This window comes from Pseudomonas sp. LBUM1656, assembly GCF_059716065.1.
The window spans coordinates 4616006-4636225 of sequence record NZ_CP166800.1; the positions used below are offsets into that span (position 1 = coordinate 4616006).

The 20220-nt window shown below is 59.7% G+C and carries 15 protein-coding genes; 7 read left to right on the forward strand and 8 right to left on the reverse strand.

Annotation, left to right across the window (positions count from 1 at the left end):
- Positions 1-6: 6 nt before the first annotated feature.
- Together ACA072_RS20745 and ACA072_RS20750 are read right to left on the reverse strand one after the other, a co-directional pair.
- On the reverse strand, positions 7-306 hold the full coding sequence (locus ACA072_RS20745; protein ID WP_497398487.1) for a BolA family protein: 300 nt from the start codon (positions 304-306) through the stop codon (positions 7-9).
- A gap of 12 nt (positions 307-318) precedes the next feature.
- A complete protein-coding gene (locus ACA072_RS20750) occupies positions 319-843 on the reverse strand; it encodes a DUF2059 domain-containing protein (RefSeq protein ID WP_109633752.1) in 525 nt (174 codons plus the stop codon).
- A 191-nt stretch (positions 844-1034) separates the two neighbouring features.
- On the opposite strand from ACA072_RS20750, the gene ACA072_RS20755 reads away from it, so the two are divergent.
- A complete protein-coding gene (locus tag ACA072_RS20755; RefSeq protein WP_462028158.1) occupies positions 1035-2429 on the forward strand; it encodes a class II fumarate hydratase in 1395 nt (464 codons plus the stop codon).
- Positions 2430-2559: 130 nt separating this feature from the next.
- Here the strand turns inward: ACA072_RS20755 and ACA072_RS20760 are convergent, their stop codons facing one another.
- Positions 2560-3519, reverse strand: coding sequence for a DMT family transporter (locus ACA072_RS20760; RefSeq protein WP_497620261.1), 960 nt, complete (start codon positions 3517-3519; stop codon positions 2560-2562).
- Between the two features lie 210 nt (positions 3520-3729).
- Between ACA072_RS20760 and ACA072_RS20765 the strand changes: the two genes are divergently transcribed.
- On the forward strand, positions 3730-3924 hold the full coding sequence (locus ACA072_RS20765) for a DUF6316 family protein (protein ID WP_497620263.1): 195 nt from the start codon (positions 3730-3732) through the stop codon (positions 3922-3924).
- 129 nt (positions 3925-4053) lie between these two features.
- Here ACA072_RS20765 and ACA072_RS20770 read toward each other — a convergent pair whose 3' ends face one another.
- Both ACA072_RS20770 and pap read right to left on the reverse strand, forming a co-directional pair.
- Positions 4054-5238 (reverse strand): thiolase family protein, encoded by a 1185-nt coding sequence (locus tag ACA072_RS20770; RefSeq protein ID WP_497620265.1) that lies wholly within the window; start codon positions 5236-5238, stop codon positions 4054-4056.
- A gap of 102 nt (positions 5239-5340) precedes the next feature.
- Positions 5341-6864 carry a polyphosphate:AMP phosphotransferase gene (pap, locus tag ACA072_RS20775; protein ID WP_497620266.1) on the reverse strand — a complete coding sequence of 508 codons (1524 nt, stop codon included), beginning with the start codon at positions 6862-6864 and terminating at the stop codon, positions 5341-5343.
- A 275-nt stretch (positions 6865-7139) separates the two neighbouring features.
- On the opposite strand from pap, the gene mnmC reads away from it, so the two are divergent.
- Positions 7140-9122, forward strand: coding sequence for a bifunctional tRNA (5-methylaminomethyl-2-thiouridine)(34)-methyltransferase MnmC2/FAD-dependent 5-carboxymethylaminomethyl-2-thiouridine(34) oxidoreductase MnmC1 (mnmC, locus tag ACA072_RS20780; RefSeq protein ID WP_497620267.1), 1983 nt, complete (start codon positions 7140-7142; stop codon positions 9120-9122).
- Positions 9123-9127: 5 nt separating this feature from the next.
- Here the strand turns inward: mnmC and ACA072_RS20785 are convergent, their stop codons facing one another.
- The gene (locus ACA072_RS20785) at positions 9128-13942 is read right to left on the reverse strand and encodes an NEL-type E3 ubiquitin ligase domain-containing protein (RefSeq protein ID WP_497620269.1); all 4815 of its coding nucleotides are present in this window, start codon (positions 13940-13942) and stop codon (positions 9128-9130) included.
- Positions 13943-14238: 296 nt separating this feature from the next.
- Between ACA072_RS20785 and ACA072_RS20790 the strand changes: the two genes are divergently transcribed.
- The 4 genes from ACA072_RS20790 (at position 14239) to ACA072_RS20805 (ending at position 19531) form a co-directional block, all read left to right on the forward strand.
- Positions 14239-16011, forward strand: a complete 1773-nt coding sequence (locus ACA072_RS20790; protein ID WP_497620270.1) for an N-acetylglutaminylglutamine amidotransferase — start codon at positions 14239-14241, stop codon at positions 16009-16011.
- Positions 16012-16014: 3 nt separating this feature from the next.
- The gene (gene ngg / locus ACA072_RS20795) at positions 16015-17760 is read left to right on the forward strand and encodes an N-acetylglutaminylglutamine synthetase (protein WP_497620272.1); all 1746 of its coding nucleotides are present in this window, start codon (positions 16015-16017) and stop codon (positions 17758-17760) included.
- Positions 17761-17903: 143 nt separating this feature from the next.
- Positions 17904-19094, forward strand: a complete 1191-nt coding sequence (locus tag ACA072_RS20800) for an osmoprotectant NAGGN system M42 family peptidase (RefSeq protein WP_497295304.1) — start codon at positions 17904-17906, stop codon at positions 19092-19094.
- A gap of 209 nt (positions 19095-19303) precedes the next feature.
- Complete coding sequence (locus tag ACA072_RS20805; protein WP_010461751.1) at positions 19304-19531, forward strand: YheU family protein; 228 nt, start codon at positions 19304-19306, stop codon at positions 19529-19531.
- Between the two features lie 5 nt (positions 19532-19536).
- Here ACA072_RS20805 and csrA read toward each other — a convergent pair whose 3' ends face one another.
- Complete coding sequence (gene csrA, locus ACA072_RS20810; RefSeq protein WP_461955140.1) at positions 19537-19722, reverse strand: carbon storage regulator CsrA; 186 nt, start codon at positions 19720-19722, stop codon at positions 19537-19539.
- A gap of 144 nt (positions 19723-19866) precedes the next feature.
- Positions 19867-20199: a YnfA family protein gene (locus tag ACA072_RS20815; RefSeq protein WP_497620275.1), complete on the reverse strand. Its 333-nt coding sequence runs from the start codon at positions 20197-20199 to the stop codon at positions 19867-19869.
- Between the last annotated feature and the right edge of the window lie 21 nt (positions 20200-20220).

The window sequence follows — 20220 nt, forward strand, 5'->3', positions numbered from 1 at the left end:
CGAGGGTTAATGCTTGCTGCCGCCAGCACAGGTCGGCGAGGCCGGAGCCGCGTCGATCTGTGCCCATTCTTGCGGCGTGTAGGTATGCAGCGCCAACGCATGAAACTCGCCCATCAGCTCGCCGAGCGTGCCATAGACTTTCTGGTGACGCTTGACGCGGTTGAGCCCTTCGAACTGCTGGCTGACCACCACGGCCTTGTAATGGGTTTGCAACCCACGACTGTGCATATGGCTTTCATCCAGCACTTGCAGGTGCTCGGGCTGTAACAGGCCCAGCGTCGATTCGATGCGTTGTTGCATGGTCATACCCGACTCCGCTTAAGGCTTTTTCTTGGCTGGAGCGGCGGCGCCTTTAGGCTCCAGCTCGGCAGTCATGTCAGCCAGCAGTTTGTTGACCACAGGCACCGCGCTTTCCAGCTTGGCTTGAGTCATCTGGGCCGATTGCTGAGTCAGCTGCGGCATTTTTTCCAGGACTTTCTTGCCCAGTGGCGACTTGTAGAACGCGACCAGATCTTTGAGCTCGGATTCGCTGAAGTTGGTGGTGTAGAGCTTGACCATGTCCGGCTTCAGCTTGTTCCAGCCAATGGCTTGGTCCAGCGCGGCATTGGCTTTGGCCTGGTAGGTTTCCAGCAAGGCTTTTTTCGATTCAGGGGCTTTGGTCTGTTCAAAGCGCTGAGCGAACATTTGCTGCACTTGCATGTACACCGGAGTGCCCAATTTGTCAGCGTGCGCCAGGGTCAGGAAAGCTTCGGCACTGGCGTTGTGGCTGGCGGTATCGGCAAAAACAGGGCCGCTGGCGCAAACCAGTGCAACCGCGGTACAGATGGCACGAAGACGAGTCATCGAGTTTCCTTTTCTAGCAGGCGAGGTAAAACCCCAAGGGCGTCCATTCTGCGCCTAAAAAAGTGTGTCACTCAACCCCAAGCCTTGTCGGGCCTGAATTAGAGGGGTTGAACGGTCAAAAACCAGACTGATGGAACCACGGCCGGCGATCACGGCCTAAACTGCGCTATCGACCTACAGGAGTGTGCAACATGAGCCGAATCGAAACCGACAGCCTTGGCCAGGTGGAAGTCCCGGATGAGGCCTACTGGGGCGCTCAGACGCAACGCTCGCTGATCAATTTCGCCATTGGCAACGAACGCATGCCGCTGGCCGTGCTGCACGCACTGGCCCTGATCAAGAAAGCCGCGGCGCGAGTCAACGACCGCAACGGCGACCTGCCCGCCGACATCGCCCGCCTGATCGAACAGGCCGCCGATGAAGTCCTCGACGGCAGCCACGACGACCAGTTCCCGCTGGTGGTCTGGCAGACCGGGAGCGGCACCCAGAGCAACATGAACGTCAACGAAGTGATTGCCGGTCGCGCCAACGAACTGGCCGGCAACCCCCGTGGCGGCAAGACACCGGTTCACCCCAACGATCACGTCAACCGCTCCCAAAGCTCCAACGACTGCTTCCCGACCGCCATGCACATTGCCACCGTTCAGGCGGTGCAGCAGCATTTGCTGCCGGCGATCAGTGAACTCTCCGGCGGGTTGGCCGAGTTGTCGGCGCGGCACATGAAACTGGTCAAGACTGGTCGTACCCACATGATGGACGCCACGCCGATCACCTTTGGCCAGGAACTCTCGGCGTTCATCGCGCAACTGGATTACGCCGAACGGGCGATCCGCAGCGCACTGCCGGCGGTCTGTGAACTGGCGCAAGGTGGCACTGCCGTCGGCACCGGGCTCAATTCGCCCCACGGTTTTGGTGAAGCGATCGCCGCCGAGCTGGCCGCCCTCTCCGGCCTCCCGTTCGTCACCGCGCCGAACAAGTTTGCCGCGCTGGCCGGCCATGAGCCGCTGACCACGCTGTCGGGGGCGCTGAAAACCCTCGCCGTGACCCTGATGAAAATCGCCAACGACCTGCGTCTGCTGGGTTCCGGGCCGCGTGCAGGTTTTGCCGAAGTAAAACTGCCGGCCAACGAACCGGGCAGCTCAATCATGCCGGGCAAGGTCAATCCGACCCAGTGCGAAGCGCTGTCGATGTTGGCGTGCCAGGTGCTGGGTAACGACGTCGCCATTGGTTTTGCGGCGAGTCAGGGTCATTTGCAGCTGAACGTGTTCAAACCGGTAATCATCCACAACCTGCTGCAATCGATCCGCCTGCTGGGCGATGGCTGCAGCAACTTCCAGCAGCATTGCATCGCCGGGCTTGAACCGGATGCAGCAAAAATGGCTGAACACCTTGAGCGTGGGTTGATGCTGGTGACCGCGCTGAACCCGCATATCGGCTACGACAAATCGGCGGAGATTGCCAAGAAGGCTTACAGCGAGGGGCTGACCTTGCGTGAGGCGGCGTTGCAGCTGGGGTATCTGACGGATGAACAGTTTGATGCCTGGGTAAGGCCGGAGAATATGCTGGAAGCTGGCGCCAAGGGCTGAGATGTGTAGCGCCTGAGAGTCAGTCTTCGCGAGCAAGCCCGCTCCCACAGGTTGTGTGTCGATCCTGAATATTGTGATCGACACATAACCTGGTGGGAGCGGGCTTGCTCGCGAAGAACGATAACGCGGTCTAACTGGCCGCCATCCGCACCTTGCGCGCCTTGAGCCCGGCAATCAACGACGGCCCCAACGCCACCAACGCCGACCCCACCACCACCAACACCGCCCCGCCATACCCCAGACCATTGATCGTCTCGGCATGCACAAACTCCGGCCACGCCCACGCCGCCACGGCCACCGCGCCAAACGTCACCAGCGGCGTAATCGCCAGCGTCGCACTGACCCGCGACGCCTCCCAATGGGCCAGCGCCTCGGCGAAGGCGCCGTAGGCGATCAAGGTGTTCATGCAGCACGCCAGCAGCAACCAGCCTTGCAGCGGGCTCAATTGCAGCGCCTCCAGCGGATGCACCCACGGCGTCAGCAACAGCGCGCAGAACAGGTAGATCACCATCATCACCTGCAACGAATTCCACACCGTCAGCAGTTGTTTCTGCCCCAGCGCGTAAAACGTCCAGACCGTCGACGCCAACAGCACCAGCAACACGCCGGCGGTGTAATCGGTCAACGAGGTCAACAACTCGGCCAGGCGTTGATTAAAGAAGAGTGCGAAACCAATCAGCAGCACCAGCAGGCCAATTCCCTGCCCCACACTGAAGCGCTCCTTGAACACAAACAGACTGGCGATCAGCAACATGATCGGGCCCATCTGCACCACCAGTTGCGCGGTGCCGGGGCTCAGCAGGTTCAAGCCCATCAGGTACAGCACGTAGTTTCCAACCAGGCCGAGCACCGCCATCAACACCAGCCAGCCGCCGCGCGGGCCGAGGACTTTGCGGCTCGGCAGGCGCCTGGTTGCTGCCAGATAAATGAACAGGCAGCCACCGGACACCGTCAGGCGAAACCAGGTCACCGTCACCGGGTCCATCACCAGCAGGACTTGTTTGAGTTTGATCGGCAGGATTCCCCACAGAACCGCAGTCAGCAAGGCCAGGAACAGACCGTAAACCCAGCGACCGGATGAAATATGCATGCGAACCCCGAAGCCAGATGGCAAGAAACACCATTCTAGGCGCAGACCCTGGCGCGACACAGGGACAGTTGGCGACTGGCCGCGAATGAAACTGTGCAGGTCGCACCATTAATCTGGCGGTATGCCGTCGATCAGTTGGTCAGGCACCGCAAGTGGTTCATGCATAAGCTCATTGGATCCACCCACAGGAACTGCCTTCAGGAGACCACCATGTACGGCATGCGCGCCCAGGACAACGCCCCCGCCACGCACTTTCGCTGCGACCGGGTGAGTCGTGTGAATGGGGAATTGTATTTCAGCACCCGGGAAAACACGCTGGAGGGGCCGTTTGAAAACCCGCAGGCGGTGGAGCGGGAGATTCAGGCCTACATTGCGCGGATGCAGATGGTGGGTACCAGACGTTAGACCGAGGTGCTGCCTTCGCGAGCAAGCCCGCTCCCACATTTAACCGAGTTCCCCCATAGGAATGCGGTCAAGTGTGGGAGCGGGCTTGCTCGCGAAGGCGATCCCACAATCACCACAAACTTTAATGGCTTAACGCACCGCTTCAAACAACCCGGTCGCCCCCATCCCGCCACCCACGCACATGGTGACCACGCCGTAACGCACATTGCGCCGCTGCAACTCACGCACGATGTGCCCGACCTGACGCGAACCCGTCATGCCGAACGGGTGACCGATGGAAATCGAGCCGCCATTGACGTTGTACTTGTCGTTATCGATTTCCAGGCGGTTGCGGCTGTACAGGCACTGCGAGGCAAAGGCTTCGTTGAGTTCCCACAGATCAATGTCGGCCACCTGCAAACCCTTGGCCTTGAGCAATTTCGGCACCGAGAACACCGGACCGATGCCCATTTCGTCCGGCGCGCAACCGGCCACCGCGAAACCACGGAAGAACGCCTTTGGCTTGAGACCCAGTGCCAGGGCTTTTTCCAGGCTCATCACCAGCGTCATCGACGCGCCATCGGACAGTTGCGAGGAGTTGCCCGCCGTCACCGAACCGTCCTCGGCAAACACCGGCTTCAACCCGGCCAGGCTTTCCAGCGTGGTGTCCGGGCGGTTGCAGTCGTCGCGATCGACGATCCCGTCGAGGATCTGGATCTGACCGGTGGCCTTGTCTTCAACCCGGTATTTGACCGCCATCGGCACGATTTCATCATCGAACAAGCCTGCGGCCTGAGCCTGAGCCGTGCGTTGCTGACTTTGCAGCGCGTACAGATCCTGCTCCTGGCGACTGACGTTGTAACGACGGGCGACGATTTCGGCGGTCTGGCCCATGGGGAAATAGATGCCTGGCATCTGCTCTTTCAACAGGGGGTTGATCAAGTTGTCGGTGTTGACGCTTTTCATGGTCAGGCTGATGGACTCAACACCACCGGCCACGATGATGTCGCTGCAGCCCGACGCGATCTGATTGGCGGCGATGGCGATGGCCTGCAAGCCCGACGAGCAGAAACGGTTGAGGGTCATGCCGGCGGTGCCGATGCCCAAACGCGACAACACCGCGACATTGCGACCGATGTTGTAACCCTGGGCGCCTTCGTTGGAGCCCGCACCGACGATGCAATCCTCAACACTGGCCGGGTCGATCCCGGTACGCGCCAACAAGGCATCGACGCAATGCGCCGCCATGTCATCCGGGCGGGTCTGGTTGAACTTGCCGCGAAAGGATTTGGCCAGGCCGGTCCGCACGCTGTCGACGATCACCACTTCACGCATGGCATACCTCATTGCTGTTGTCGGTTGAGAGTGGACCGAGCATAAGTCCACTCCATAACCGACCGCGACAATCATTCACCCCGCGTATGCGCAGCCATCGGCTCACGGCTTGTGTTTTTTGGCCTTCTTGCTGTGCTTGTCTGACTTCGCAAACGCTTCTTCCAGCGCCTGATTGATCGTGCGCAGGACCTTGACGCGCGCCCAGCGTTTGTCATTGGCTTCGACCAGGGTCCACGGCGAGATTTCAGTGCTGGTGCGGTCAACCATGTCGCCGACGGCTGCGCGGTAATCGTCCCATTTGTCGCGGTTGCGCCAGTCGTCTTCCGTGATCTTGAAACGTTTGAAGGGGATTTCTTCCCGCGCCTCGAAACGCTCCAGTTGCGTCTCCTTGTCGATGGCCAGCCAGAACTTGACCACGATGACGCCCGACTCGTAAATCTGCTCTTCGAAATCATTGATCTCGCTGTAGGCCCGCAGCCAGTCCGCCGGCGGACAGAAGCCTTCGACGCGCTCCACCAGCACACGCCCGTACCAGGAACGATCGAACACCGTGAACTTGCCCTTGGCCGGGAGGTGCCGCCAGAAGCGCCACAAATACGGTTGCGCCCGCTCCTCCTCGGTGGGCGCGGCAATCGGCACGATGCTGTATTGGCGTGGATCGAGCGCCGCGGCAACTCGCCGAATCGCCCCACCCTTGCCGGCCGCATCATTGCCCTCGAACACCGCGACCAAGGCGTGTTGACGCATGCGCTTGTCACGCATCAGCCCCGAGAATCGCGCTTGCTCGGTAATCAGCTGTTCTTCGTAATCGTCCTTGTCCAGGTGTTGGGTCAAGTCGAGGCTGTCGAGCAGGTTCAACTGATCGACATGGATCGGCAGCGGCGCAGCGTTGACTTTGGCGGGATGAATCCTGGATCGCTTCAAGGCACTTTGCAGGCCTTCGAGCAGGATTTTGCCCACCGCCAGGCTGCGGTAATGCGCATCCACCCCTTCAATCACATGCCAGGGCGCGTAGTCGCGGCTGGTGCGGCGCAACACGCGCTCGCCGTACTTCACGAATTTGTCGTAGGTCTGCGATTGTTGCCAGTCCAGCGGACTGATCCTCCAGCTGTGCAAGGGGTCGTCGGCGAGTGCCTTGAGGCGCGCTTTCATTTGTTTCTTGGAGAGGTGAAACCAGAATTTGAAAATCAGCGCGCCTTCGTCGCAGAGCATTTTTTCAAAGCGCTCGGACTGGTTGATCGCCTGATCCAGCACCGCGTCCTTGAACAACCCATGGACCCGCCCTTGTAACATCTGGCTGTACCAGTTACCGAAGAAGATCCCCATGCGCCCCTTGGCCGGGAGCATCCGCCAATACCGCCAGGCCGGAGGGCGCGCCAATTCTTCATCGGTCTGCTGATCGAAGGTGCGGACTTCGATCAGGCGCGGGTCCATCCACTCGTTGAGCAACTTGACCGTCTCGCCCTTGCCCGCACCTTCGATGCCGTTGATCAGGATGATCACCGGAAAGCGCTTTTGCTGCTGCAGTTCGAACTGCGCTTCGAGCAACGCTTCACGCAGCGCCGGCTCTTCAGCTTCGTAGGTTTCTTTGTCGATGGCGTGACCGATTTCAGCAGATTCGAACATGGATGGCTCCCTTCCCGGATTGAGCAAGACTAGCGGATTGAGTTGTTTGCGTGGGAGAAATCCATTTCTTCAGAGCAACCACAGTTCCCTGTAGCAGCTGCCGAGGCACGAGGTTGCGTTGGGCTGCGCAGCGGCCCTCCAGGGCGGTTCTGCGGACACGCAACGCAGCCTCGTGCCTCGGCAAGCTGCTACGGGATTTTCTGCGAGTCGGCGGTCGTACAGGCACCGCCACGTCGATCAGCTAGAATGGCCGCCTTGCCGTTGCCGAGCCTGCCATGAAACCTGTATTGCCTCACGCCCAACTCGACTGGGACGACCAGGGTCGCCCGTATTCGCGAGTGTTCGACGACGTCTACTTTTCAGACAAGTCAGGTCTCGAAGAAACTCGCTATGTATTCCTCGAACAGAACGGTTTGCGCGAACGCTTCGCCGCGCTGCCGGACGGCGGTCGGCTGGTCATTGGCGAAACCGGTTTCGGCACCGGACTCAACTTCCTCTGCGCCTGGCAGTTGTTCGAGCAGCACGCGGTGGCCGGTGCGCGGCTGCATTTTGTCAGTGTCGAAAAGTACCCGCTGAGCCAGCCAGATTTGCAGCGAGCCTTGGCGTTGTGGCCGGAGCTCAAGCCGTTTGCCGATCAACTGCTGGCGCAGTACGTAGCCATCCATCAAGGCTTCCAGCGACTGATTCTGGACAACGGTCGCGTCACCCTGACGCTGCTGATCGGCGATGCGCTGGAGCAATTGCCGCAACTCGACGCGCAGATCGACGCCTGGTTTCTCGACGGCTTTGCCCCGGCAAAAAACCCCGACATGTGGACCGCCGAACTGTTTGCCGAACTGGCGCGTCTGGCCGCGCCCGGCTCGACCATCAGCACCTTCACCAGCACCGGTTGGGTACGCCGTCTGCTGAACGCGTCGGGCTTCAAGATGAAGCGCACGCCCGGCATCGGCCACAAATGGGAAATCCTGCGCGGCGTGTTTCTTGGCTGGCCTGAAGAAACACCAGCGCCCATCGTGGCGAAACCCTGGTTTGCGCGCCTGGCTCCTTTGACCGGGGAACGTCATGCACTGGTGATCGGCGCAGGCCTGGCGGGTTGCGCCACCGCTGCCAGTCTGGCGGCGCGGGGTTGGCACGTCAGTTTGCTGGAGCGTCACGATGCGTTGGCGCAGGAAGCCTCCGGTAATCCACAGGGTGTTCTGTACCTAAAGCTTTCGGCCCATGGCACAGCATTGTCACAGTTGATCGTCAGTGGTTTCGGCCACACCCGGCGCCTGCTGGAGCATCTGCAGCGCGGTGTCGACTGGGACGATTGCGGCGTGCTGCAACTAGCCTTCAATGGCAAGGAAGCAGAACGTCAGGCGCAATTGGCGCAAGCGTTTCCCGAAGATTTGCTGCACACACTCGATCGAGAACACGCAGAGATTCGCGCGGGTATCGCACTGCAATCCGGTGGCCTGTTTTACCCCGAAGGCGGTTGGGTGCATCCGCCAGCCCTTTGCGCATGGCAGGCAACGCGTCCGAATATCCAGCTCCTGACCCATCACGATGTCCTGGAACTGCGTCGTGAGGACGGGAAATGGCAAGCGTGGGATGGCGACCGGTTGCTGGCCGACGCGCCGGTGGTGGTGCTGGCCGGTGCTGCCGAGATCAAGCGTTTCGACTTCAGCAGCGATCTGCCGCTCAAACGTATTCGTGGGCAGATCACTCGATTGCCGCAAACACCTGCAAGTCAGAGCCTGGGTACCGTGGTGTGTGCCGAAGGTTATGTCGCGCCGGCCCGCCTGGGTGAACATACCCTGGGCGCGAGTTTCGATTTCAACAACGACGACCTGACGCCCACCACTGCCGAACATGCCGGCAACCTGCAGATGCTCGAAGAAATCTCGCCGGACCTGGTTACCCGACTCGGTGCAGACGCCTTGCAACCCGAGGCTCTTGAAGGTCGCGCAGCGTTTCGCTGCACCAGCCCGGATTACCTGCCGATTGTCGGCCCTTTGGCTGACAGTCAGGCCTTCGCCGACGCCTACATCGCCCTGAGCAAGGATGCCCGGCAAACACCAGACATCCCTTGCCCATGGCTCGACGGCGTGTACATCAACAGCGGCCACGGTTCGCGAGGGTTGATTACCGCGCCGCTGTCAGGCGAGTTGCTCGCTGCGTGGCTCGACAACGAACCGCTACCATTGCCCAGAGCCGTAGCCGAGGCGTGTCATCCGAATCGCTTTGCCTTGCGGCGTCTGATTCGAGGCAAGACCTGAGGCTTTCAATCCAGTGCAAAGCAAGTCCTTGACTCATCAGACTTCATGGCCGCCTCGGTCAGACGCTTCAACAGAGCAGTTTCGGCTTTGTTCAATTCATCGGCGATGCCGTCGACCTGCGCTCGATAATTCGCCCCAAGCGTCGCCTGGTTTTCAAAGGATGTCTCCATCCGAACGTGAAAGGGCGCAGTCAGGTCGGTGAATTGCTTGCCATGATGCTGTCGCAAAAAGTCGCTCCAGAATGTGCGGCCACGGATGTAGGTCGACACTTCAGGTGAGATTTCTGCGGCAAGGACCTTGATGTAGGCAGCATCCAGATCATCGGCTTTTACGCCACTTAGCGATGCGTAACGCATATGCTTGGGTTGACCGACCAGTTCGAGCCTGTCGGCCAGGCCGGTGCGATAAGCCAGCTCGACTTCCACTGCATCGAGTGCAGGGTTGGCCTGGGCCTTCTCCCGAGCAATTCTTGCAAGATAATCCAGACGGAACAGGCTTCGCCCAAGTCTCAATAGCCGAGCGGCCTGATCATGGGTATTGGCGGACTGTCGGACCACCCTGTCGATCTCGACGGCGACCTCAAGATTGCTGAAGATCGTCGCCGCGGCATCAGCACAATTGGCTTTCACTGCCATCGACAGCAATTGAGTGCACAACGCCGAGTCCGTCCGGGTCGCCTCAATGACACTCCAGACGCGTCGAGTCATGTCTTCGTTCACAAAGCGGCTATCCGCCGAACTCCCGACTTCTGCCAGCAATTCAAAGAACTCTTTCGATCCCGGTTCGTTCTTCAGCGCCAGCCATGCACGATTACGACTGGCATAGGTCTCTTCAACCGGTTTGGGCATCCACAGGTCTCGAGCCCTATGATCGTTGAGCACCGCGGTTTCATTTTGCAGCAGCCCCATCCCGATGCCCGTACGGTTACGGTAGGTCTCCAGCCTTGTACGGCTCGCCGCGGATATGGGGTTATGGCGCAGGTTGATCGCTTGAGCGAATCGCTGAGGGAGTTGGAACAGCCATTGCGGCAACTCCCGAATCTCGTTTCCTCGCAGGTCCACGAAGTCCAGATAAGGCAAGGCGGAAAGACCGACAGGCAGTTCCGTCGTGTGAGTATCGCGTAGCAGCAGTACTTGTAGATTCAGCATTTTGCTGACATCAACCGTAGCCCCCAAGCGATTGCCGCTGAGCCCCAACGTGCGCAAATTGCGCATGTCGGCCAGTTTGCGCAAGGTGTGTTCGGTCAGCGCTATCTGGTTACCCTCCAGCCTCAAATGTTGGAGGCCAGGCATGTGCGACAACACTTCAGGCAATCGTGTGAGTTGATTTCGGTCCAGTTCCAGAGTGACCAGCCCTTTGAACGGGGTGAGGAAATACGCCAGTTCATCGCCCGCCTGCATGTCCTTGATTGAAAGGCTGCGCACATGGGCGACATCCTGTTCGGTCAGCGTTGGCAACGGGCCTACAGGGTTACGCTCCAGCGCGAGCATTGTAGAAGGCTGATGTTGCCAGGCTATCCGGCGCCAGCATTTTTCGATCACATTCGCCACCTGACGACGGCTGACACGGATATCGTTGGGCTGCCCCGAGAGCTTCTTCATTTCCACTTCATCGTCACGCCAGGTGTGCAGCACGCCGAGCAGTTTTTTCAGTTGCTGCTCAAGCTCCTTGATTCGATTCACTCGCTGCATCGGGGTAGTGCCGGCATTGTCGAGAAACGTCGAAACCTGGGCATCCGTGAACAGTGGATAGAGCTTTTTGACTTTACGAATCAAGCCTCTTGCGTAAGAGCCCGCAGCGGGAGGACTCGCCTGGACACAGGCTGTAAGGTGTTTGGGTGTATCACTACGCTCACCCCGTATCACCCGGCCGGCACGTGCCGGATCGCCGGTGGCGGCCCTCGACAGGCGTGACCTTAGCGTTAGGACATCCAGCCTGTCGGTGCCAGTGAATCCCATGCGGGTGCGCTGGGTGGCAGGCAATGCATCCACTATCGAATCAAGCAGCGTTTCGCTAACTACAGTGCTAGACACATTGCCATGGGTTTGAGTGACCTGATAGCCGCTGGACGTTTTGACGATCACCCCGCGCGACAGCGCATCCGCTTCGCCCACACTGTCCAGCAAAGTCCCTGTCGCTGAACCCTGTCGCACTTCAAGTCGACCGCTGTCATCCCAGCCTTGCACCCTGTCCATCAGCCCGATCGTCAGTTTGTCGGTGTCGGCATTGGCCAGTTGCGGGAGCTGCAACCCGGTGAGCGCACGGTCCAGCCTGATCACCGCCTGTGCCTCACTGACCTGCCGGGCGAGATCCATTCCGAGGATCTTGCGATCACGCAGAAAGCTGCGATCCCTGCCAGAGGCGTTATCCAGCAATTCCTGACACACCTGTGTGGGGAGGTCAGCGGCGTGCTCGCGCAGAATTGCCACGTCACCGGCGGCGGTGCCGTCCCAGGTTTTATAGAGCCACTGAAACAGTGGCTGGCGATCATGCTTGAGGCTTGTCGCAATCTTTTTTGCCAACAGCTGCGATTTCGATTCAGTGGTCGTGCGACCGATAATGCCCTCCACTTCTGTCGGGTAAAGGCCACTGATGACGGTGTCGAGCAGTTTCCCTGAATCCAGATCCGACTGATGGATGTGCACGCTGTTGACGTCATCATCGTGTGGTGCTGTCTCGGGGAAGCGCGACACGACCACCTCCTCCTCGTCGCAAACTTCAATGAAACGCTCCGCCGGCCAGCCGGGCAGCCTCGGCAGTGTATGCAGTTGTTCCTGAATGAAGTCCTTGTTCACGGTCTCCCCGCGTTCCATTGCCGCAACCATCGCGGTGATGCGCCGGTCAATCTTGAAACGCTCGACACAATCATTCAGCCGCTGCGGTAACTTGAGGTGGCTTTCATGGAGCTGGTGCAACGTGTCAGGCGTCATGTCGGTGATGTCGGCAATCGCTTCCAGGTCACTGCCGAGATCGCTCAGACGCGGGTCTGTCCGTCCCAATGCATAAGCACCGTCGCGCCACTCGTGCGCGTGTTCATAAACATGCCGCCAGCCTCCTTCCACATTTCGTTCCACGGCGGGCTGAAAGGCGTCAGTGCGCACAGGATGATTGAGGGTCCATACCGATCCCGCAGCGTTGCGGGTGGCTCGATAGGGTGCTCCCTCCATGACGATCGACGTCTGGCCGCCATGCCGGTAAAGCCCTTGCGAATCAGGTTGCACGTCGAGTGGCAGAGCCGTGGTCTGTTTATAGGGTTTGACGTCGGGTTTCCATAATCTTGCCTTGCCATCAGCGCGAGTGACGGCCTCGAAACCGTCGAAGAATGCCGCCTGCTCCTTCGCGCCTTTACCGAAAGCTGTCGCGATGATTTTTCCGCCGACGGCAAACGCTGCCAGCTGCGCGACGTTTTCCACAACACTCAGCAAATGGGACAACGCCTGCGTCCGCTCGCCGTGCGTCCAGTCAACCACACCTTCATATACCTCACTGACGATGTCGACGACCGCCGCAGCCAGCATCAAGTGGCCGATCACGGGTACGAAAAAAGCGGCTGCGTTCAATAGAACAAGACCGCCATCCAGCAATGTCTGAAGGGATTTTTCCCGTTGTTGCTCATCGACATCTTCAGTCGGCACCGCAAGAATTCGTGCGTCTTCTTGTGTTTTGCTGACAAAGGTACTGAATAAAAAATCGGCAAGGCAAGTGTCGACGGGAGCGGCAGCGAGCGTGCCCAACGTCTTGCCCTTGTCAAACAGGATGAAAAACCCGGTTTTATCGTGGCCGTTCAAATACTGCTCGGCGAACGTTTTCCTGTAGCTTTTGCTCTGCAAATGGAGGGCAAGGTAGACCTTGAATTCGTCCAGCGAGGCGTATTCATACAGCGGTCGCCGGGGTTCGTTCGGCATGTAAACCACACAGCGGGCGTTCGGCTCGTCATCGATGGAGGCTTTGGTAAATACCAGTGCTCCACAGATGCAGGTGTCATGAATCATCAAGCCCTGCCACTGCACCGGCCCGCCATCAAACAGTGCGCCCCTGGTTTGAGCCGCCGGTTGATCCTGATCGATCACACTCAGCAGCATCGTGTAAGTAGCGGGAGTGATGGTCTTTTTCAGGGTAGCCATGTGGAGGGCGACTCGCAGGTCCAGCACCTTCAACCGCCGGATGTCTGCGATGGAGGCCCGATCATCGACAGGCGCATCAATGGCGGGTTTGGCCGGCAATGCCAAGACCTCATCGATATGGCGCTGGTAGCGGGCTCCCAAGTCGAGCTCACGACACAGTGCGGCGAGTTTTACAGGGGTTATTTCAGCGCCTGATTGGGCCTGTTCGTTGATTCGTATGACCGAGTCCGCTGGAATACCGCCGCTCGTCGCTTCCTCAGAGGTGAAGTTTTCCATGGCGGCCTGGAGCAGGCTGCGTGAGGTGGTGGTTTTTAGATCAGGGTATCCGAAGGCCGGGAGTGCGCCTGTGGACGTGTACTGTGTTTTCGTGATGTCCAGCATGTCGCGATCAACATCGAAATCGATCGTCCATTTACCCTTTAGAAACCCGGTCAGTTGCTCTTTGCAGAACGCGTCCAACGGCTTGAGCTTTTTCAGCGCCTCCGTGACCTTGCCTTGGGCCACAAAAGACTGTTCGAACGCAGCCTTCAGCGCCTGCACCGTGTTCAGATCTGCAGTCACCAACCATTGCGGAGTAGCGGCTTGTAGCACGTGCGCCTTGTCTAGATCGCCTGTGTGTTCCAACAACGCCTCAAGACGTTGTGCCGCTGTCATTGGCACCGCCACCGGGGCGGTTTTGGCAGTTGTAGCCGGCATGAGCAATATCCTTATTGCATTAAGAGACGCTCAGTTTAGGAAGCCCGGCAGGCAATTGATAATTCGAATACCGGGTCGAACCGCAGCGCATCCAAGCAGCTACTTCTATGCATCCCAGCAATAATTACCGCCACGGCCAACGGCATTTCTGCCGTGCCTGCCATTCGTCCGGCAATTCCTGCTTATAACTTATCGTTCTAAAACTCCCACAACCGAGGCGGGTCAGTTTCTGAGTACCCGCCGTTTTGGCCGGGTATCGATAAACCCTCCCCAACGGAAAAACCGGTAAGGACTTTATGTGCGGATTAGCTGGCGAGTTACGCTTTGATCAACAACCTGCGGACCTTGCAGCCGTTGAACGAATCACCCATCACCTGGCCCCTCGCGGTCCGGATGCGTGGGGCTTTCACAGCCAGGGGCCGATTGCCCTGGGCCATCGTCGCCTGAAAATCATGGACTTGTCGGACGGCTCGGCGCAGCCGATGGTCGACAACCAGTTGGGCTTGTCCCTGGCTTTCAACGGCGCGATCTACAACTTCCCGGAACTGCGCACCGAGCTTGAAAGCCTCGGTTATGCCTTCTATTCCGGTGGCGACACCGAAGTGCTGCTCAAGGGTTATCACGCCTGGGGTGAAGCGCTGCTGCCGAAACTCAATGGCATGTTTGCCTTTGCGATTTGGGAGCGTGACGCCAAGCGTCTGTTCATCGCCCGTGACCGTCTCGGCGTGAAGCCGCTGTACCTGTCGCGCACCGGGCAGCGCCTTCGCTTTGCCTCGGCGTTGCCGGCACTGCTCAAGGGCGGTGATATCAACCCGATCCTCGACCCGGTGGCGCTCAATCACTACCTGAATTTCCATGCGGTGGTTCCCGCTCCACGCACCCTGCTCGCCGGCATCGAAAAACTGCCACCCGCGACCTGGATGCGCGTTGAAGCGGATGGCACCACCGAGCAGAAAACCTGGTGGACCCTGCCCTACGGCCCACACGCCGACGAGATGAATCTGACACTCGAAGACTGGCGTGACCGTGTACTCGACAGCACCCGCGACGCGGTGGCGATTCGTCAACGTGCGGCCGTGGACGTCGGCGTATTGCTGTCGGGCGGTGTCGATTCGAGCATGCTCGTGGGTCTGTTACGTGAAGTCGGCGTGGAAAACCTGTCGACCTTCTCCATCGGTTTCCAGGATGCCGGCGGCGAACGTGGCGATGAGTTCCAGTATTCGGACTTGATCGCCAAGCACTACAACACCCAGCATCATCAACTGCGCATCAATGAGAGCGAGATCATCGAGCAACTGCCCGCGGCGTTCCGCGCCATGAGCGAGCCGATGGTCAGCCATGACTGCATCGCCTTCTACCTGCTGTCCCGGGAAGTGGCCAAGCATTGCAAAGTGGTGCAGAGCGGCCAGGGTGCGGACGAATTGTTCGCCGGTTATCACTGGTATCCACAAGTCGATGGCGCCGTCGACCCGTACGCGGCCTATCGCGACGCGTTCTTCGACCGCAGCTACGAGGATTACGCCGCCACCGTGCAACCGAAATGGCTGACGGCGAATGACGCTGCCGGTGACTTCGTGAAAGAACATTTCGCACAACCCGGCGCCGATGCAGCGGTGGACAAAGCCCTGCGCCTGGACAGCACGATCATGCTGGTGGACGACCCGGTCAAACGCGTCGACAACATGACCATGGCCTGGGGCCTGGAAGCGCGCACGCCGTTTCTTGACTATCGCCTGGTGGAATTGTCAGCCCGGGTACCCGGCAAATTCAAACTGCCGGATGGCGGCAAGCAAGTGTTGAAAGAAGCCGCGCGACTGGTCATTCCGAGCGAAGTGATCGATCGCAAGAAAGGCTACTTCCCGGTCCCCGGCCTGAAGCATTTGCAAGGCGATACGCTGAACTGGGTGCGCGAACTGCTGCTCGATCCAAGCCAGGATCGCGGCCTGTTCAGCCCGGCCATGCTCGACCGCCTGCTGACCGATCCGCAAGGCCAGTTGACCCCGTTGCGCGGCTCCAAGCTGTGGCAATTGGCGGCCCTGAACCTGTGGCTCAGTGAACAAGGAATCTGATCGATGAAACCTCACGCCACGGCGTATAGCCAACGCTTGTTGCGCGGTCAGGCGCCCTCGTATGAACGCTTGCAGGCGCGCCTGGCCGAAGACGGCAGCGAACTGGGCGCGGCGCCGATTGCCGTGCATTGCGGTTGGGGCCGTTTGCTGATCGGTCATACCTTTCCGGATGCAGCGAGCCTGGCCCAAGAGTTGCTGAACGAGCAGACCGGTGAGCGCGACATTGCCTTGTACGTTGCTGCGCCCCAGCAAGTGTTGGGGCTGGAACCGGCGCAACTGTTTCTCGACCCTTCCGACACTTTGCGTCTGTGGTTCAGCGATTACCGTCAGTCAACCCGGGTGTTCCGCGGCTTTCGAATTCGCCGGGCCCAAAGCGAGACCGACTGGCAGGCGATCAATCAGCTGTATCAGGCGCGCGGCATGTTGCCGATCGATGCGAATCTGCTGACCCCGAGACATCAAGGTGGCCCGGTGTATTGGCTGGCGGAAGATGAAGACAGCGGCGCGATCATCGGCAGCGTCATGGGCCTCAATCATCACAAGGCGTTCAACGATCCGGAGAACGGCAGCAGCCTGTGGTGCCTGGCAGTCGACCCCCACTGCTCACGACCCGGTGTCGGTGAAGTGCTGGTGCGGCATCTGATCGAGCACTTCATGAGCCGTGGGCTGAGTTACCTCGACCTGTCGGTGTTGCACGACAACCGGCAGGCGAAAAACCTCTACGCCAAGCTGGGTTTTCGCAACCTGTCGACCTTCGCCATCAAGCGCAAGAATGGCATCAATCAGCCGCTGTTCCTTGGGCCTGGCCCTGAAGCCGAGTTCAACCCGTATGCGCGGATCATTGTCGAGGAAGCTCATCGACGCGGGATTGATGTGCACGTCGATGACGCCGACGCCGGGATGTTCACCCTCAGCCATGGCGGGCGCCGGGTGCGTTGCCGCGAATCCCTGAGCGACCTGACCAGCGCCATCAGCATGACCCTGTGCCAGGACAAAAGCCTGACGCACAAGGCGCTCAAGGCTGCCGGTTTGAATCTGCCCTCGCAGCAACTGGCCGGCAACGCCGATGACAACCTGGCGTTTCTCGACGAGCACGAACGGGTGGTGGTCAAGCCATTGGATGGCGAGCAGGGCCAGGGCGTCGCGGTGGATTTGCGGACCATCGATGAGGTTCAGCAAGCCGTTGAGTCAGCCCGTCAGTTCGACAGCCGCGTGCTGCTGGAAAGCTTCCACGAAGGTCTCGATCTGCGGATTGTGGTGATCGGTTTCGAGGTGGTGGCCGCAGCGATCCGTCGTCCTGCCGAAGTGGTGGGCGATGGTCAGCATTCCATCGGTGCCTTGATCGAAGCGCAGAGCCGACGCCGGCAGGCAGCCACCAGCGGTGAAAGCAAAATCCCGCTGGACCATGAAACCGAGCGCACGTTGCAGGCGGCGGGTTATGACTACAGCAGCATTCTGCCGGCCGGTGAACATCTGTTCGTACGGCGTACGGCGAATCTTCATACCGGCGGCGTTCTTGAGGATGTCACGGCGATATTGCATCCGACCCTCGTCGATGCGGCCGTGCGCGCTGCGCGGGCGCTGGATATTCCCATGGTCGGGCTCGACCTGATGGTGCCTGCCGCCGATCAACCGGAGTATGTGTTTATCGAAGCCAACGAACGCGCCGGGCTGGCCAACCATGAACCGCAGCCGACGGCCGAGCGGTTTGTGGATTTGTTGTTTCCGCATAGTCAGCCGGCGGGTTAGCTCCCTCCATGATCGTTCCCACGCTCCCGCGTGGGAATGCCTCACCGGACGCTCCGCGTCCGCTCTTGGGACGCGGAGCGTCCCTGGCTGCATTCCCACGCAGAGCGTGGGAACGATCAGCGCTCAACTCATCAGGAGTTTCCATGACCAGCAAGATCCCGGAACCAGATCTCAATTACCTGCAAAAAGTCCTGCTGGAAATGCTCGCCATTCCCAGCCCGACCGGGTTTACCGACACCATCGTGCGTTACGTCGCCGAACGGCTTGAAGAGCTGGGCATCCCCTTTGAGATGACCCGGCGTGGCACGATCCGCGCGACGCTCAAGGGCAAGAAAAACAGCCCGGACCGTGCGGTTTCCGCTCACCTCGACACCATCGGCGCGGCAGTCCGCGCGGTGAAAGACAACGGACGCCTGACCCTCGCCCCGGTCGGTTGCTGGTCCAGCCGTTTCGCCGAGGGCAGCCGCGTCAGCCTGTTCACCGACAACGGTGTGATTCGCGGCAGCGTATTGCCGCTGATGGCGTCCGGGCACGCGTTCAACACCGCCGTGGATGAAATGCCGATCAGCTGGGATCACGTCGAATTGCGTCTGGACGCTTACTGCGCCACCCGCGCCGACTGCGATTCCCTGGGGATCAGCGTGGGCGATTTCGTCGCCTTCGACCCGTTGCCGGAGTTCACCGAAAGCGGCCACATCAGCGCCCGTCACCTTGACGACAAGGCCGGCGTTGCGGCGCTGTTGGCGGCGATGAAAGCGATCGTCGACAGCGGTGAAGAGTTGATGATCGATTGTCATCCGCTGTTCACCATTACCGAGGAAACCGGCAGCGGCGCGGCGGCCGCCTTGCCTTGGGACGTCAGCGAATTCGTCGGCATCGACATCGCACCGGTTGCGCCCGGCCAGCATTCCAGTGAACACGCGGTGAGCGTAGCGATGCAGGATTCCGGCGGGCCTTACGACTATCACCTGTCGCGGCACTTGCTCAGATTGGCCAGTGAAAACGAACTGCCGGTGCGTCGCGACCTGTTTCGCTATTACTTCAGTGATGCGCATTCGGCGGTCACGGCCGGGCACGACATCCGCACTGCCCTGCTCGCGTTCGGTTGCGATGCCACTCACGGTTATGAACGTACGCACATCGACAGCCTGGCGGCGCTGAGTCGCCTGCTCGGCGCCTACATTCTGAGCCCGCCGGTATTTGCCAGTGATGCCCAGCCGGCGAAGGGTTCGCTCGACCGGTTCAGTCATCAGATCGAGCATGACACGCAGATGGAAAGCGATACGCGGGTGCCGTCGGTGGATAGTCTGGTGGGGCAACGAACAGATAGCTGATCCTGGCTTTTCATTGCCTGGTCTGACGCCTTCGCGGGCAAGCCACGCTCCCACAGGTTTTGTGTGAATCACAATATTCCGGATCGACACCTACCTTGTGGGAGCGTGGCTTGCCCGCGAAGGCGTCAGATCAGGCACCACATGAGCTTCGGGCTAGCCGCAACCCATCATTCGCCGTAGCATCGCGCCATTGTTTAGCCGAGGTGCCTATGCTGATTCCGTACGACCAACTTGAAGTCGACACCCTGACCCGCCTGATCGAGGATTTCGTGACCCGCGACGGTACGGACAACGGTGACGACACCCCGCTGGAAACCCGTGTTCTGCGTGTTCGACAGGCATTGACCAAGGGGCAGGCGCTGATTGTTTTCGATCCGGACAGCGAGCAATGCCAGTTGATGCTCAAGCATGATGTGCCCAAGCACCTGTTCGACTGAGGCGCTCAGCGTCCTTTGGTCTTGGCCAGTTTGACCTGGATGCGCTCGTAGACCTCGGCCCGATGCACATTGACGTTCTGTGGCGCTTCGACACCGAAGCGCACACTGCCTCCGTTGACAGCGATGATGCGCACTGAAATGTTGTCACCGATAGAAATCATCTCACCCACAACGCGACTGAGTACAAGCATGGCATTCATCCTTCAGGGTTACCGGCCCTTGAAGATGCCCGTCGCACTGCCGCTCTTCAATGCAACAACGACAAATCAGTCCCGCCCTACAGCGCTGGACGATCACCCCTTACGGAAACGTCTGACAAACCATTGAATGTCGCGTCAGGAAGCGGAGAAACGCGGGCCGAACAGGATCACGCTGGCCCCGATCACGCACAGCGCCACACCCAGCCAGTCCGAGTTCAAGGGGCGAATCCGCTCGACCACCGCCAGCCAGCCGATCGACGCAACGATGTAAATGCCTCCATAGGCGGCATAAGCGCGACCGGCGTAAGTCGCCTCGACACGGGTCAGCAGCAACGCGAACAACGTCAGGCTGAGCAATGCCGGCATTACCCACCAAATGCTCTTGCCTTGGCGCAGCCACATCCAGAACGCGAAGCAGCCGGCGATTTCGAACAGCGCCGCGAGAAAAAACCACAGGTAATTGAGCATGCAGACGTCTCGTGAGGATGG